Origin of the sequence: Brevibacillus sp. FSL K6-0770 (assembly GCF_038000275.1) — a bacterium.
GTDB lineage: Bacteria > Bacillota > Bacilli > Brevibacillales > Brevibacillaceae > Brevibacillus > Brevibacillus parabrevis.
In genome coordinates this window covers 4036147-4052287 of the sequence record NZ_JBBOBQ010000001.1, presented here as the reverse complement: position 1 = coordinate 4052287, position 16141 = coordinate 4036147, and the positions used below count along the sequence as shown (strand labels likewise).

General features: G+C 53.3%; 15 protein-coding genes and 2 pseudogenes. 13 read left to right on the top strand and 4 right to left on the bottom strand.

Annotated elements, in window-relative coordinates; all coding sequences use genetic code 11:
* The first annotated feature begins 45 nt into the window (after nt 1-45).
* The 3 genes from NST23_RS19210 (at nt 46) to NST23_RS19200 (ending at nt 3464) form a co-directional block, all read left to right on the top strand.
* Nucleotides 46-1038: a hypothetical protein gene (locus tag NST23_RS19210; RefSeq protein ID WP_122964795.1), complete on the top strand. Its 993-nt coding sequence runs from the start codon at nt 46-48 to the stop codon at nt 1036-1038.
* Entirely contained in the window at nt 1035-1307 is a 273-nt protein-coding gene (locus NST23_RS19205) for a hypothetical protein (RefSeq protein ID WP_063230068.1), read from the top strand. The genes NST23_RS19210 and NST23_RS19205 overlap by 4 nt, the downstream gene beginning before the upstream one ends.
* An 81-nt stretch (nt 1308-1388) precedes the next feature.
* Nucleotides 1389-3464 carry a YecA family protein gene (locus NST23_RS19200; protein ID WP_173597791.1) on the top strand — a complete coding sequence of 692 codons (2076 nt, stop codon included), beginning with the start codon at nt 1389-1391 and terminating at the stop codon, nt 3462-3464.
* A 57-nt stretch (nt 3465-3521) separates the two neighbouring features.
* Here NST23_RS19200 and NST23_RS19195 read toward each other — a convergent pair whose 3' ends face one another.
* Nucleotides 3522-4739, bottom strand: coding sequence for an MFS transporter (locus tag NST23_RS19195; RefSeq protein ID WP_122964797.1), 1218 nt, complete (start codon nt 4737-4739; stop codon nt 3522-3524).
* A 249-nt stretch (nt 4740-4988) separates the two neighbouring features.
* Between NST23_RS19195 and NST23_RS19190 the strand changes: the two genes are divergently transcribed.
* The 6 genes and pseudogenes from NST23_RS19190 to NST23_RS19165 all read left to right on the top strand — a co-directional run.
* A complete protein-coding gene (locus NST23_RS19190; protein WP_122964798.1) occupies nt 4989-5942 on the top strand; it encodes a carbohydrate kinase family protein in 954 nt (317 codons plus the stop codon).
* 55 nt (nt 5943-5997) lie between these two features.
* Complete coding sequence (locus NST23_RS19185) at nt 5998-6135, top strand: hypothetical protein (protein WP_167470311.1); 138 nt, start codon at nt 5998-6000, stop codon at nt 6133-6135.
* A 295-nt stretch (nt 6136-6430) separates the two neighbouring features.
* Nucleotides 6431-7903 (top strand): LCP family protein, encoded by a 1473-nt coding sequence (locus NST23_RS19180; RefSeq protein WP_173597790.1) that lies wholly within the window; start codon nt 6431-6433, stop codon nt 7901-7903.
* A gap of 210 nt (nt 7904-8113) precedes the next feature.
* Nucleotides 8114-8425 (top strand): hypothetical protein, encoded by a 312-nt coding sequence (locus NST23_RS19175; protein WP_005828950.1) that lies wholly within the window; start codon nt 8114-8116, stop codon nt 8423-8425.
* Nucleotides 8426-8511: 86 nt separating this feature from the next.
* Entirely contained in the window at nt 8512-8979 is a 468-nt protein-coding gene (locus NST23_RS19170; protein WP_173597789.1) for a hypothetical protein, read from the top strand.
* A 222-nt stretch (nt 8980-9201) separates the two neighbouring features.
* A pseudogene (locus NST23_RS19165) lies at nt 9202-10404 on the top strand (oxidoreductase); the annotation flags it as partial.
* 80 nt (nt 10405-10484) lie between these two features.
* Here the strand turns inward: NST23_RS19165 and NST23_RS19160 are convergent.
* Nucleotides 10485-10790: pseudogene (locus tag NST23_RS19160) on the bottom strand (SGNH/GDSL hydrolase family protein); the annotation flags it as partial.
* Nucleotides 10791-11011: 221 nt separating this feature from the next.
* On the opposite strand from NST23_RS19160, the gene NST23_RS19155 reads away from it, so the two are divergent.
* From NST23_RS19155 to NST23_RS19140, 4 genes are all read left to right on the top strand, one after another.
* Nucleotides 11012-11938 (top strand): ABC transporter ATP-binding protein, encoded by a 927-nt coding sequence (locus NST23_RS19155; RefSeq protein WP_173597787.1) that lies wholly within the window; start codon nt 11012-11014, stop codon nt 11936-11938.
* The gene (locus tag NST23_RS19150) at nt 11935-12930 is read left to right on the top strand and encodes an ABC transporter permease (protein WP_122964807.1); all 996 of its coding nucleotides are present in this window, start codon (nt 11935-11937) and stop codon (nt 12928-12930) included. The genes NST23_RS19155 and NST23_RS19150 overlap by 4 nt, the downstream gene beginning before the upstream one ends.
* Before the next feature lie 87 nt (nt 12931-13017).
* Nucleotides 13018-13449: a small multi-drug export protein gene (locus NST23_RS19145; RefSeq protein ID WP_122964808.1), complete on the top strand. Its 432-nt coding sequence runs from the start codon at nt 13018-13020 to the stop codon at nt 13447-13449.
* Nucleotides 13450-13547: 98 nt separating this feature from the next.
* On the top strand, nt 13548-13808 hold the full coding sequence (locus tag NST23_RS19140; RefSeq protein ID WP_063230083.1) for a DUF2573 family protein: 261 nt from the start codon (nt 13548-13550) through the stop codon (nt 13806-13808).
* Between the two features lie 66 nt (nt 13809-13874).
* On the opposite strand, the gene NST23_RS19135 is transcribed toward NST23_RS19140, so the two are convergent.
* Nucleotides 13875-14726: a DUF1835 domain-containing protein gene (locus tag NST23_RS19135; protein WP_340964392.1), complete on the bottom strand. Its 852-nt coding sequence runs from the start codon at nt 14724-14726 to the stop codon at nt 13875-13877.
* 109 nt (nt 14727-14835) lie between these two features.
* Nucleotides 14836-16074 (bottom strand): MFS transporter, encoded by a 1239-nt coding sequence (locus NST23_RS19130; protein ID WP_340964391.1) that lies wholly within the window; start codon nt 16072-16074, stop codon nt 14836-14838.
* Nucleotides 16075-16141: the final 67 nt, after the last annotated feature.

The following is a 16141-nucleotide window of genomic DNA, read 5'->3' as shown; positions in this document are numbered from 1 at the left end:
CCATTTGATTTGGCAAAAATGCCGATCACGAGAAGGAGAAAGTGCATGAAACGGCCAACCTATACCCTACCAAGTATTGTCAAAAAGGTGTTCCGGTCCGGCGAGCGCTCCCTCCCACGTACGGAGATTTGCTCCCGGATGGAAGTGAATGAGCTGACGGCTTTTTTGGATCTGGATAGCGCGACACTACTTGATAAAGTGTTGAAGATGGAGCAGTCGCCTGTACGGATTGCCAGCTCGGAGGCGATCGTGGAGATCACTTACCAGCCGCATCAGGTGTACGATTTGGCGCACCGCTTTTTGCGCGATACCCAAACGCCTAAAAAGCTGGAACAGATCGTCGCTGAGTTGCGCCGTCAGACGCAGTTTGGCTGGAATCAGATCCTTCGCATGTTGCAATTGGAACGCGACCCTCGCTTTGTTCAGTATCAAGGCGACGACCGATGGTTCCTGGCAGAGTGGACGCAGGCAAACGACCAAGTCTACGATTTTTGCCGGGATAACGGCATCACGCACGTAGCTGCCCGCTCGCTTGTCCATTTTCTGGAGCAAGAGGTGGGGATCGCTGGGGATGCCGCTTTTCTGCCCCTGCTGGATGACCGATTCCGGGTCGAGGGAGAAACGCTGTATATCATTGTTCGCAGTGAGGAAACCGATGAGGAGCTGGCTGCGGAAGAAATCGCAGCGGCGGACTCTTCTGAATCGATAGCCGTCATCGAGAATGAAACAGAGGAAGTTGCACCCGAAACAGCAAGCCCGTTGCATCAGGAACCGAAACAAGAAGAAACAATTTTTACCAAGGAGGAAACGAACATGACAAACGCTACGAATGTACGAGTGCTGGAGGAAGTACAACAATTGCTGCAAGAAGCAATCAGCCGCCTGGAAGGCCGCAATCAGGAGATGTCCCAGGAAGTCGTCGCGCATTTCCAACAAAGCAATATGCAAGCTATAGAAGTGCTGATGAAAGAGAAACATAAGCATGAGCAAATCGTACTTGGCATTCAGCAAGTACTGGCAACCAGTGAGCAACAATGAGTAAACTTGAGGCCATGATCCGGTTGGAACAGCGATTTGATTTGCTGCGCGACATCATCGCGAGTTATCGGATTCGCCTTCAAGACATGGAGCGGGAAGTGGTGGAACTTTTTGCCGCCAACCAGCTCTCTGCTATATCTACATGCATGAGCGAAAAGCAGCGCATCGTCCGCTTGATGAACCGTCTGGAGCTGTTTATTTCCCAGTGGGAAGGCAACGGCGATGTGGGAATCGCACATGAGCCAAAACGAGAACACTTGAACACATGATGGAAAATGCGGTAATATAGGGGGATTGTGTAGGATTCCCCGCGCATGCCGCGTGGGATGGAAAGGAGATCCAAACCCTCTATGTCAGTAGGAAGAAACGAACTGTGCCCGTGCGGGAGCGGAAAAAAATACAAGAAGTGCTGCGGAGTCGTTACACCGATTACCGAGTTGCGCAGCCGTCATGAACAAAAATTGCAGAAAGAATATGCAGGCTGGGTCGAGCGTCTGAACCATTTCGTAGGTGGCAATGTCACCAGCGAGACCATTTCCGAAGCGCGCAGCCGTTTTGCAGCAGAAGTGGGCTTGACCGAAGAAGAAGTCACGCGTCCGGAGTGGGCTGCGCATTTCTTCAACTGGTGTGTCCTGGATGTGAGAACAGGCGGAAGCACGCTGCTGGAGAACTACATCAAGCAGCACGGCCGCCGGATGGAGCCTGACCTCCGTCGTGCTTTTGCAGGCTTGCATCTGAACGTATACGAGATCACGGAAGTAGACCGCGATGTCATGACGGTTCAACATCCGCTCACTTTGGAAAAGCATTACATTTTGCGTTCCAACAGCCTGAATGTCATGCCAGGCCAGATGATCGTCGGTCGCCTGTTGAACCTCGGCTTGCGCAACATGCTCTTTTCCGGCAGCATCATTTTGCAGCCGCATGTCAAAGAAAGCTTGCTGGAATGGCTGAATCAGCATCCGGAAGTGGAGCATGCGGCAGAAGACGCGGGCAAAAGAGTGTATACGACGGAGCTGTACCGTTTCATCGTTCAGTTCGGCGGGACAGAAACAGGCAGCGAACAGCCAGCATCTGGTCAAGGCACCTTGCTGCGCCGCACGTATGTGTTGCCCAATCGCGATCAGCTTTCCAAAGCGATCGAGGCCAATCCAGCTTTCGAGCTGAAAAAGTCCGATGGCGCCAAGGAAATCTGGGTATATGCGACACGCAAGGAAGAGCATCTGTTCCCGGCGCTGAAAGATGCGTTGCTTGAACTGTATGAAGTGCAGGCAGAGGCAATTTTGGAAGGCGACAAGCTGTATCTGGAAGGATACGCTTCGGAGCTGGAGGAAGTGGCGCAGCTGCTTTTGCTGCTCGCTTACGAAAAAGAGGAAGAGATTCGCGTCCTGACCTCGACTGGTTCCAGACTGTCCAAAGGAACCTTGTTCATTACGAGCCAGCCGACATTGCCGCCAAAAGTATTGCAATGGGCTGTGCAGACGTATTTTGCGGAAAAATGGCTGGTGAACCCGCAGGATGCGCTCGACGACCTGCCTCCTGTTTTGGTGGCGGCGTCAGACAGCAAAGAGCTTCACGCCAAGCTGGAAAGCCTCCTGGTGCAAATGGAACAGGATCACAAAGTAGGACAAGGCATTGCCCGTTTCATTCGGATGGACATGCTCCGTCCGCGCCTGAGCCTGTCCAATGCCAGCCTGCACGTGAACAACCTGCTCAACCGACCATTGATCGAAGGCTTGCCAGAAAGTGTGTACACCGTGCATCCTGACCGACTCGCTGACATCAATCGCTTCGTGCAAGAGATGACAGAAGGCAAGTCGGAAGCTACGGTCAAAAAATATGATGAGGTTATGAACAACTTCCGCTCTTTTGTCAGAGGCGCGTTTGGCCCTGCGTTTACCTGGGAGCAGCTGCGCAAGGAGGAGCTTGCTTATTTCCTCGTTCATGACATTTTTACCCGTGCAGATGCTGCGACGAAAACGTTGGCAACAAACCTGCTGTCTGTTCTGACCGCATTCTTCAAGTGGCTGGACAAGCAAGGAGCCAGTGCCTTGTACGCGAACATGCAGTCTTTGCTGGCAGAGCTGAAAGAGACGCTGCCAGAAGCATACCGTTTGCGTGGCGTACTGGAAAAGGAAGCCAATCAGAACTTGTACGGCAACACTTCCGCTCCGAAAGAAGTAGCAGAGGAAACGCTGCTCTTGCTGGATACAGCCGCAAACGGCTGGGTTGCCAAACGTCCTGATGGTGAAAAAATCACGTTGGCTATCGCTGCTGACGGAAAAGACGTGCTGGCGCCTGACTGGATGATTTCCGGCGTGTTTGGCAAAGGCGAGGATGGCAACTGGCGTCTGTACAGCACGCCTGAGCTGTATCCGCCAGCGATTGCCCATTTGCTGGGTGTGCCGACTGGCGTCTTGGTATAAAAACAAAACCCGAGGAATCGCTCCTCGGGTTTTTTCTTTTGACGCAAAAGCGTGCTGTTATTGCACCCACGATTGCAAGGTTTTGTCTTTCGGCAGCAAAAATCCGACCAGACCAATTAACGGGAGCACCGAGCAGAGGGTGATGACGAAGCCAAGGTCGAACATATCTGCCAGGTAGCCAAAAGCGAGAGCACCCATGCCGCCCATGCCGAAAGCCAAGCCAATAATCAAGCCGGACACGGTGCCGATTTTGCCTGGCAAAAGCTCCTGGGCATAAACAACGGTGACCGAAAAGCTGGACAGCATGATGAAGCCGCTTACGAGCAGAAGGGGAAAAGACCAGAAGCCGGAGACGTAAGGCGTCAGCAAGGTCAACGGCAACGCGCCGAGTGTCGAGAGAATCAGCAGATTGCGTTTTCCGAACCGATCCGACAGAGGGCCGCCAAAAAAGGTGCCGATGGCTCCGGCGAGCAGGAAGCCGAACACAACTAGCTGGGCGCTGGAATAATCCATATGTTTGACGTACATCAAGTAAAATTGATAAAAGCTCTGATAGCCCGCATTCATCCAGGAGCGGACGCTGACGATCAGGATGAGCAGCCACAAGGCGACGAGCCGCTGCTTTCGGTTCGTGTACGTCACGACCGCGGCAGCGGCTTTTTTCAGCCTTTGTTGACCGCGATACCACAGCGCCACGTAAAGCAGAACGCCGCTTGCCAAAACCGCCGGAAGCAAAAACCAGGCCGCTCCCGGCTGGCCGAGATTGGCGAAGACGAGAATCGTCATGAGCGGAGCAAGCGCTTGGCCTGCGTTTCCGCCGACCTGAAAAATCGATTGCCCCAAGCCGCGGCGCGGGCCGGATGCCTGATGCGCAAAACGGGACGCCTCCGGGTGAAAGACAGCGGAGCCGATACCGACACAGGCAACAGCGACGAGAACGAAGGAGTAGCTGCCTGCAAAAGCGAGAGCGAGCATCCCGAGCCCGGAGACGAGCAAGGCAAGCGGAGGCAGAAACGGCTGTGACTTGCGATCGGAGAAGTAACCGACAACAGGCTGCAAGACGGATGCAGTCAAGTTCATGACCAAAAGAATGAAGCCGACTTGTGTGAAGGTCAACGCCAGATTTTTTTCCACGATGGGAAGCAAGGCCGGAATGACCGCTTGCAAGCTGTCGTTCAGCAAATGAACGAGACTGATGGCAAACAGCATGCGATACACGGTAGGTGCTGCTGTTGTTGCCCCAGACGCTTGCAGCGGTGTCGATGTGGCACTCATGTCAGTTCATCTCCATTATTCAGAGTGGGAAAATCGTGCAGCTTCTTGTTCAGTGAGAAGTTACCGTTGACTTTTTCTCACTGTAGCACGGATGGGCTGGAGGCGTCATCACTGTCTGGATGGAATATGCCGACGAGATATACGCTTCGTCTTCCACGATGAAGTTTTGGGATCGGTAGGTAAATGCAAATGCGTTGTCGAAAAGATGAAGGACGAGACCATGAGCAAAAGGCTGGGAGGAGTGCCGAAGTGCTGAAAGGGATTACCGAATACTGGCTATGCGTGGGTGGAGCCAATGTGGACGTGCAAGGAGTCACTTCTGCCAGATTGCTGCCTGGAACGAGCAATCCGGGGCATGTTCAGCAAGTGGCAGGCGGAGTAGCTCGTAATGTGGCAGAAAATCTGGGATGGCTTGGGGAAGAAGTACAGCTTTTTGCTCTTGTGGGAGAGGATGCTGACGGGGAATGGCTGCGGCAAGTGACGGCCAAAAGCGGAGTATCGACCCACGGGATGTTGCGGATTGCTGGTAAATCGACTGGCAGGTATTTGGCGATTCGCGATCTCGACGGAGAGCTGTACACAGCAGTGGCAGACATGGAAGTCAACGAGGCGTGGACAGAGGAGCTTGTCCGTCAGGCTATGGAGCGCCTGCCGCAAGCTGCTGGCCTGTTTATGGATGCAAACTTGCCCGTGCCGGTCATGCACGCCTTTTTGGAAGAGGCAAACAGGCTGGGAAAAATCGTTGCTGTCGATCCTGTCTCCGTGAAAAAGGCGGAAAAATGGCGGCCCTTTTTGCATGGGGTGCATGTGCTGATTGCGAGCATTGATGAGATAGAAATATTGTCCGGCCAATCGCTGCATTCCTTTAACGATGTGGAAGTATGCGCGAAACGATTGCTCGAACAAGGCGTGCGCCAGTTGATGATCAACTGCGGCGAAGCGGGCCTGTATTTGTGCCGGGAAGCCGAATCGATCTGGATCGCCGCTCCTCCTGCGCCGATTCGCGAAGCGGCATGCGACGCTTTTGCCGCGGGCATTCTTTTTGCGCAGCATCGGACGCCCCTGCTGCGGGAACAAGCGGCCTACGGAATGGCGCTTGCGGAAATGAGCCGCGACAAACATCGCCCTTACAATCTGGAACTGCTCATGCAGCGAAAACAGTCTTTTACTGGAAAAGAGATGCAAATTTTCGAGCGGGAATGAGGGTACATAGAACGGCGTACACTAATTGGGTATTTTGTCCCGAGGAGGAGTGTACATGGAAAAGAAGTCCAACGATGTGAACGGCAAGCAAGAAAGCCACGTGCGTCAAGGCGGCGATTCGCACCGCTCCAAGCAAAAGCAGCCAGATGGGCCAGTGCAAGGTTTTAGCCAGGCGCCAAAAGGTCTGCAATAAACAGCAAACCGATTGTGACCGCTTTGCCCAACGCAAGCGGTCACCTCTTTTTTCGGCAAAAAATGCCGGGACGTTTTTCACAGAAAAAAACTCCTCTATCGACAAAAACGGTAGGGGAGTTTTGCGTGAAAGGAACATTTTTCTACAAATGCAGACAATCCTATGGTACAATACCTGAATCAGATGATTACCAACAGAAGAAAATATTAGTTCATCTGGTTAAGTGGCACTGTTCCCAATTGTGCCTCCCTTTTCTTTTGTCAAAAAGCGTGCGCGAACAAGGAGATTGATACATATGCCAGAAACTGTTGCAAAAACACGCGCTTCTGCTCCGCGCAAGAAGAAGCAGCAGCCAACCCGTAGCCGGAAGCTGCGCAGATTCCTGACGATCTTCGCCTTGACGGTTCTGTTGCTGGTCGGCGGTGTCGCTGGAGCAATTTATTGGAAAATTGAAGACACTCTGGACGAAGTAACGAGCCCTGTAGAAAATGGTTTTACCTCTGAAGTATCCAAAAATGTGGACCCGGTCTATCATTCTGACAAGCCGATGTCCTTCGTCTTGCTCGGCTCCGATTCACGGCCAGAGACAGGCTCGATGAACACGGACGTGATGATTGTCGCGGTAGCCAACCCGGAGACGAAAAAAGTGACGATGGTCTCCATCCCGCGCGATACGCGTGTGAAAATTCCGGGATATCGCGATTATCACAAAATCAACTCGGTTTACGCCAACGGCGAGGCTGAGCGCAGACAGGCCGAGCGAAACAAGCAGACGCCGACAGAGGACGGAATTTCGCTCACGAAGAAAACATTGAACGAAATTTTGGGGATTCCCATCGAACATTACGTAGCGGTCGATTTTGATGGCTTCAAAGCTGTGATCGACGAGCTGGGCGGTGTCGAGGTCAATGTCGACCGCAAGCTCGTTTACGACGATCCGACTGACGATACGCACATCAACCTCAATCCTGGACTGCAGAAGCTGAATGGCGAGCAGGCGCTTGGCTATGTGCGCCACCGCCACGACAATCGGGGAACCAAGTATTACTCCAGCGATTTCGACCGCAATCGACGCCAGCAGGAAGTGATTCGTGCCGTCGTTGACAAGGTAGGCTCCCTGGATGGATTGACCAAAGTTTTCAACATCATGGACGTAGGGAAAAAGCATATACATACGGACCTGTCCAAAGAACAAATCAAGGGACTCGCTTACGACTTCAAAGGATTTAGCGCTTCGACGCTGACGACGCTGGACAACGGCGCTTATTGGCAAGGCGGCTATACGTTCCTGGAAAAAGAGAAGCTCGATCTGATTCGCGATTCCTTGCAAGCGGAAATGGGCGTGTCCGGCAATGTAGTAGCAAAGCTGAACAACTCCCCGACATTGGGATCAGGGGAATCAACTGTGTCGGCATCGAGCAGCAACCGATCGACCAAAAAGAAAACGACGGAGTCGGCAGCTTCGGCCAAGCCGAAAGCAAGCGAAGAGACGAAAAAGTCGACGGAACAGGAAGTCGCAGAGGGCGAGGAAAGCGTGACGGATGGAACGACTCCACCGCCAGATGTAGCGAATCCGGAACAGCCGGGCCAGACGACTACACCTGAGTCGCAGACGACAGTTCCGAATGGGACTGTCATCCAGCAGCCTCCTGCCGTTCCAGCAGGAAATAGCGGGACTACGGCACCACCTCCCGATATCGTTTCTCCGCCTGCAACCGGACAGGACGGCGGAGCACCAGCATCGAACCCGACAACGACTCCATCATAGCAAGCAGGCAAAGCACCCGTTTCTTGAAAAAGAGCGGGTGCTTTTTAATGAGGCTGGCAAAACGTTGCCAAGCCTTTTCTGTTTTCAATAGAACTTTTTTTATAAAAAATGAAACGAAAGGTTTAGAAAACACCAAATTCGTGGTACAATAATAATATGCTGATAAGACAGATTAATCAGAAAAATACTTACCTGACTGGAGGGATTTGGATGACGATTTTCTTGGTGAACCTGTTTCTGGTGATTGCCTTTGTGTACCTGATCAGCCGCCAACAAAATGAAGAGCTTGTGTACGATGAAGATTTTTTCCTCCAGAACCCCTCAGCGCTGGAAGAATATCAGCAAATGCCGATCGATTTCCAACACGCCTTTTTCCGCAAGCATAAAGAGTGGATCAAGGAAAAATATATGCGCGGGGAAAGCTACATTTTAGGCTATTGCCCAAACAAAGAAGTAAGACGCGCCTGGCTCTCTGAATTTATGAATCAAAAAAATATGAACAATACACCGACCCCTTCCTGAGCGAAGGGGTTTTTCGCGCACCGGGCAATCGTGCTATACTTCTAGCTGGATAGGGAATAACGCATTTACAGGAGGAACCATTTACCGTGCTGCAATTATTGGTAGAAAAACTAAATCAACTGCTGTCTACACGAGGGATGATTACGGATGTCGTTTTGCGTTCGGATCGCTCCTTGCTGGAAGACGAAGAAATGCGCGAGGTCATGATCACCTTCGCAAGCTCTTTTGAAGAGGAACAGCCGACGGCAACGATTCATCTTTTTTTGCTGGAAGACGAGCAGAGCTGCGAAGTTGAGGTAGAGATTCAATATCCGGGCAAACTCCAGGAAAAACAGGTTCAGGACTTGTGGGAGCAGGCGAGAGGGCGGGTAGCAGAATGCTCGGTTACCGAGAAACGCCGCTATACCGAGCCAGGCAAGCTGGTGGAGGCATCTGTACAGGTGGACTACCACTTTGTCGTGCAGACGCCAGAGCGTGCAGAGCAAGAGACCGCGCTGAACGAGACGCTGGAGCGGTTTGCAGCGGATTTGGGAGAGCTGGTCAAGCTGGGATAAGCCGGGACGAGCAAAGCGAAGCACAGGCCGGGAGGGACACCTCTCGGCTTTTTTTGCTTCCCGGTCTAGAAAGAAAGGCAAGCGGTTTGCTGCAAAGGCGGCAGGCGCTCCCCATGTTTTGTTTGTTTTGCGGAAACAGCGGGCAGGATTTGCGGGCAGAGATGCAGAATCGATTAAACAGAAAATGAATGAGCATTCATTCTTGTTTGAGGGGGTCCTATCATGAAGCTTGCAAATGTCCAACAGCCGATCCGGCTCGGAGCGATGACACTGCCGAATCGGATCATCATGGGCTCGATGCACGTCGGGCTGGAGAAGCTGCCGAACGGCGTAGAGCGCCTCGCAGATTTTTATGCGGAGCGAGCCAGCGGGGGAGCAGGATTGATCGTGACGGGAGGAGCGGCTGTGCTGCCGGAGGGTGGCATGGGTGAGGTCTACTGCAACGTGTTTCTCGATGAACATATCGAACAGCTCAGGATCATTACAGAAAAAGTGCACCAGCAAAAGGGCAAAATCGCGTTGCAACTGTTCCATGCGGGCCGCTACGCGTACAAAGAGGTGACAGGACTCGATCCGGTAGCTCCCTCGCCGTTGCAGGCGCCGATCAATCGCACACAGCCGCGGGAGCTGGACGAGGCTGGCATTGAACGGACGATTGCCGCTTTTGCCAGTGGTGCGGTGCGGGCGCAGAAAGCTGGTTTTGACGCTGTCGAAATCATGGGGTCGGAAGGGTATTTGATCAATCAGTTTCTCTCTCCTGTGACCAACCAGCGGCAGGATGAATGGGGAGGAGACTTTGGGCGGCGGACACGCTTTGGGGTGGAAGTAGCGAAGCGCGTGCGGGAAGCAGTTGGCCGTGATTTTCCTGTGTTGTTCCGAATGTCCGGGCTTGATCTGATTCCGGACAGCACCACGATCGAAGAAACGCTGCAATTCGCCCGGATGCTGGAGGAGGCCGGGGTTGACGCGCTCAATATCGGGATTGGCTGGCATGAATCGAAAGTGCCGACGATCTCCATGATGGTGCCGCGCGGAGCGTATGTGTGGGTCGCCCAGCAAGTCAAAGAGGCTGTCCACATCCCGGTCATCGCCAGCAACCGGATCAACGACATCCGTCACGCAGAAGAAATTTTGCAGGCTGGCCGCTGCGATCTCGTTTCGCTGGCCCGTCCGTTTTTGGCTGACCCGCAAATCGTCGCGAAAAGCGTTCAGGGACGTTTTGATGAAGTCAATACGTGCATCGCCTGTAACCAAGCTTGCCTCGATCATATTTTCGATGGCAAGGTCGCATCCTGTCTGGTCAACCCGATGGTCGGCAGAGAGGTGGAGTGGGCGTTGGCACAGGCAACTGTCCGCAAAAAGGTCGCGGTCGTGGGCGCTGGCCCTGCCGGATTGGAAGCAGCCCGCGTGCTGGCTGAGCGGGGAATGGCTGCGGCCACTTTTTCTTGTTCAATCGTGTAAAGTCCTCCGGTTTGCCTGAACAAGTCGTTGCCGCCGATGGTGAACAAGATCAGGTCGGCATCGGCAATCAGCGTTTTGACCTGTGCTTCGGACATTTGCTTGAGCAGGTCGGTCGACTCTTGTCCGTTAATCGCGAGGTTGGTAAACATGATCGAGTGGCCCGCCTTTTTTTCCAACGCTTGCCGGACGAGCCCGACGTATCCTTGACCGTTTGCATCGCCGGCACCGCGTGTGAGCGAGTCACCGAGCGCGACGATTTTGCGGACGCCTTCAGCAGGCAAAGGCGCTGGCGTTTTCGCGGATTCGGCAGGGGATGTTCCTGTAGCCGGTGCCAGCTGCTGCGGGTTCATCGCCAGGACAAAGCCTGTAGCCAAGAGCAAAAAGGACAGAAATGACAGCAACCCTGCGGTCCGCCAGAGAAGTTTGCCGGATGTGCGCATCGGCTATCCTCCTATTCGATGTGAAGTGAACAGACATGGTATAATGTGATTGGACATCTTATGCCAGTGTACCATAAACGCAGAGCTTGCGTCAGTCGCGGGCAGCGCAAACAAAGACAGGAGGGCGCACATTGGGCGATACGGTCCTCGCAGTATCAGGATTGCAAAAAACAATCGGCAAAAAGCAGATTATTCACGATATTACTTTTGAAGTGCTCGCCGGAGAAGTGTTTGGTTTTCTCGGGCCAAACGGAGCGGGCAAGACGACGACGATCCGCATGCTGGTCGGTCTGGCAAAAGCAGATGGCGGAGACATTCGCATCGGGGGAGTATCGCTGCGCGACAATTTCCCGGAAGCGATCGCGCAAGTTGGCTGCATCGTGGAAAATCCCGAGCTGTACAAATTTTTGACGGGAAGAGAAAACCTGGAGCAATTTGCCCGCATGAGCGGCGGGATTGCGCCGGAGCGGATAGAGGAGATCGTGCGCTTCGTCGATCTGGAACGGGCGATTGACGACAAGGTCAAGACGTACTCGCTCGGGATGAGACAGCGGCTGGGAATCGCGCAGGCGCTGTTGCACCGACCGAAAATCTTGATTCTCGACGAGCCGACAAACGGACTGGACCCGGCTGGCATCCGCGAAATGCGCCAGTTTATCCGGCGGCTTGCAGAGGAAGAGGGACTTGCTGTGTTCATTTCCAGCCATCTGCTCAGCGAGATCGAGATGATGTGCGATCGGGTAGCGATTATTAGCCAGGGGAAGGTTATTTCTGTTGGGCTGGTGACTGAGCTGATGGAGCAGTTTGCCGATCAGGTGGAATGGACCATCTCCGCTGCGCATATGCAAAAGGCAATGGACGTGCTGCGTAGGCATAAGGCTGTGACGGAGATTGCCGCGGTCGGAGAAGACCGATTGAAAACGCACATGGATATGGAACGGGTAGGAGAAGTCAACCAGGCGCTGGTTCAGGCAGGCGTTCCGGTCGTGGGAATTGCCACGAAAACGGTGACGCTCGAAGACTTGTTCCTGACGTTGACAGGAGGGGGAGAAAAATGAATCCAAGCATGCTGGGCCTCGTCCAAAATGAAACGGTCAAACTGCTGCGCCGCCGCCGCTTCCTCGTCGTCGTGCTGATTCTGGCGATCCTCATCCCGATTTTTACATACGCGCAGTATCGTTCCGTGATCACCACCCAGGAGCGCATGGGCACGACTGACTGGCGTCCGCTTTTGACCCAGCAAATCGTCGATATGCAAAACAGGCTTGCCTCCAGCCGCCTCCCGGACGAATGGCGCGACATCATTAAAATCCGCATTCAGCAACAGCAATATTATCTCGACCACGATATCAACCCGATGGCGCCCGGAGGTCCGACTTTTGCCCGCGGTTTTATGGATCAGACGATCTCCATGTTTTTGCCGATGATCATCGTCATTTTGGCAGTCGATATCGTCTCGGCGGAATTGAGCGAAGGGACGATCAAGCTGTTGTTGACCAGACCCGTTCGGCGCTGGAAGGTGTTGACCAGCAAGTACATCACTTTGCTGCTGTTTACGTCCTTGACCGTGGTGATGACGCTGTTTATGGCTTATTCGCTGTCAGGCTTCGTCTTTGGCTATTCCGGATGGGACTTGCCTGTGCTCACCGGCTTCGAAGTGGCAGGCGGAGAGTTGCAGACAGCAGGGGCGTTCATGTTGCCGCAGTGGCAGTTTTTGCTCATGCAGTACGGACTGGGCTGGTTCGTGTGCCTCGTAGTCGGAACGATCACGTTCATGGTTTCCGTGCTGATCCGCAGCGCCGCCGCCGGGATGGGAGTCATGATGGCGGCTTTGATCAGCGGCATGATTCTGACCCAGATGGCCTCCTCCTGGGAGTCGTCCAAATACTTGTTCGTCGTCAATTTGCAGTTGACCGATTATTTGAACGGCACACTGCCTCCGATCAAAGGAATGACGCTTCCGTTTTCCTTGACTGTGCTGAGTATATGGGCCGTAGCTGCTCTGATCGTAGCCTACACCGTCTTTATCCGCCGGGACGTCACTTCCTAATTTGGAAAAAAGCGCTACCTTTTTCCTTCTCGTTCGTATTTACTGAGAGGATCAGGAATGGCAACGAGAGGAGATTGACGAGAGAGTATGGACGTATTATGGAAATGCGGGACAGTCGCTTTGACAAGCATGCTTGAATTGTGGGGAGCGATTCCCGTTGGATTTTTATTGCAGTTGCCGCCGTTTTTGACGGGGCTGTTCAGTGCCATTGGTGCAATAGCAAGCGCGGGTATCGTCATCTTTTTGGGCGGCTCCCTGCGAAGCTGGCTGATGAAACGGGTGGAGAAAAAGGGGAAAAACCAAGGACGAATGGGACGCATTTGGGAGAAGTACGGCGTCATCGGACTTGGACTGGCCTCGCCACTGTTAACTGGCGCTCCGCTCGGTGCTGCGATCGGGATTTCGCTCGGCGCACCAGTCGGCAAGCTGATGTGGTGGATGTCGATCGGCATTGTTTTATGGAGCATCATCCTGACTGTAGCCGTTGCGTACGGCTTGCTTACGTTCCTCACACTGTAGAGGCCCACGAAGGCAACCGCTGCTTTTGGCCAGTGGAAATTTTGCATACGAAGATCAATAGATGAATAAGGAAAACATAGGAAAGCGGGGGATCATTCATGAGTGAGAAAAAGGAAGTGCTGGTGCCTGAACTGGAGGAGTTGCTGCACAAGTTTACCGAGTTGTTGACAGGCGAAGCGACGCCGGAGCGGATCGAGATGGTGAAAGTATGGTGTTTGTATACGACGATGGCAAAAGCAATGCCGCCGCTCATCCAGCATTGGGGCAGCGAGCCGGAGCATCAGGATGCCCGCAATCAGATCAGAGAGATTATCGAGCAAATCAAGCAGTGGAACCAGGCTAAAAATCAAACCCATTAATAAAAGAAGAAACGCCGCCTTTTGTGCTTCATGGCAAAAGGCGGCGTTTTTTGGTGTGCAAAAACCTTATTCCGTCAGAGCGGCGTCGGCTAACCGAATCTCCAAGTATCGCATAGGAGCAAGCTCGCCCCGATAGCTCAGTTTTCCTGCTCGGATTAACTCCTGAATCCGTTGCAGCAAATACATGTCACCGATGCACTGCTCGCTGCGGCCCATCACCTCGCCAATGACGCGGCCGGCTTTCTGGAACGAACGGGTGGAGCACTGAAGCAGTGCCGCATCGTAGTAATCTTCCGGCACCGCTTGAACCAGCCCGTTTTCGATTATGCGCAGGCGGCTGGTGGAGTGCAGCCAATGAGCTTCCCAGTCATGCACCCATTCCTCGATTTGAGCGCTAGACAAGCTTGCTTTTGTCTCCCATGCACCATGGAGACGTTCCGAATAAATCTCGCCGACACTTCTGATCACATACGGAATGGTGTTGTTCTCTTCATCTGTGACGGTGTAGTGGATGCGCTGACTATAGGCGGACACATCCACGGCTTCGAAGCGGATTGATTTGGATTGGAGCATGGAGACGACGTAACGTATCCCGAGCTGATCGGAAGTGCACCGTCCGCCATGCCACAAAACAACCGTGCTGTCTGCGGGGATGTCGGCAGCGAACGTCCGGTCTTGCTGAAATTGTTGGGCGAACAGCTCCAAATCCTCCTGAAAGTCAGGTTCTGTTGCGACGAGCAAGTTTTTGAACCATTGCCAGCGTTGCTCCATTCCATCCTCGGTAGTCAAATGGGCAATCGGGCCGATCGAGAAGTCATCGCGAAGGCAAATGATCGAGCCTGGCAGTCTGGCTGCACGCAGAAATACGCGCAACGTCCCACACGCAGAATCGCCGAAGCCGATATGAAAAGTTTGCATATCTTTTCTCCTTTTCCTGTTTCTGAAAGGGCAACCCTCTTGATTATAGCAGACAGCCAGAAGCGAACAGGGCAAAAGGAGAAGACGCGAAAGCTGTTTGTCTAGTCGTTCAAGCTTTTTGCGAAGGAGCAGCCAGCACCTCTTTACGTCTCAGCATAGGCAGGACAAACAAAATGCTGACGGCAAACAACAGGCCCGCACCACCGAAAAGCAAGGGAAGGGAATACAGGCTTTTCAGCCATCCCGCGATGCTCATGGAGACGACCATCGTTCCCATAAACAGGGGAGTCAGGACGCCGTTTACCCGGCCGATATACGCTGCATCGCTCGTTTTCAGCAGAAGCGTGTTGATTCCGACGTGAATGCACGGGAAGAACAGACCGTTGATAAACTGGAAAAACATGACTGCCCACAATGCGGTAGACAGGCTGTTCCCGAAAGTCCCGATGGCGCTTATGAGCAGACCGGCAGCAATCAGCATTTGCGGCGAGACTTTTTTCGCAATATTCATGACGGCACCGCCACCGATCAGCATCGCGGCTCCGTTGACCATCATCAGCCATTGCAAATGTTCCTTGGGGAGCCCGAGGCGTTCGACGACCAAAAAGACAAACAGCGGCTGAATCAAGCCAGATGCCAGCCCGATGCAAGTGAAGATCGCGCCGAGCGCGCGCAAGGAAGGTTTTGACCACACATAGCGGAACCCGGCTGCAAACTCGGTCCAGAAGCTTTCGCCAGTGTGATTTTTTTGCCCGTCCTCGTCGCGCGGGAGCTGGAACAAAACGACAGCGGAGAGGACAAAAGAGACGCCCATCACGCCAATGGCGGACGAGATCCCGAAAGATTGGTAGAGGAGAGTGCCGAGAGCCGGACCGATTACCATGAACACTGCCATCATCGTCTGAAACATCGCCATGGCAGGCTGCAATTCGTGTCCGGGAACGTGAAGCTTCAACAGTTTCATGCCAGAAGGCTGCGAGAACTGGGAGAGCGTCGCCGAGATCAAGGTGGCGAAAAAGACTGCCTTCCATGTGCCGAGCACGAGGGTGAGCAACACAGCGCCAACAGAGAGCGCACTAAGCAAGTCGCAGATGATCATCGTTTTTCTCGGGCGCCAGCGGTCCGCAAATGTCCCGCCGATGATCGAAAACAGAAAGATCGGGCCAAACTGCGCGACGGAAATCAGGGAAACGGCGTAAGGGTCGTTGTTCGTCTGATCCATGACAAACAAAAGAATCGCGAAGTTGCGAACCCAGACGCCGATTTGCAAAAGCGCTCCTGACAACAGGATGGTGCGAAAATACGTATTTTGAAACAGGGACGAGCGGGGAGGTGAAGCATTAGACATGTGGGTGCACTCCTTTTTAATAAACAAAAATTGTTTTTGTTTATGTTATAACAAACATTATACACGT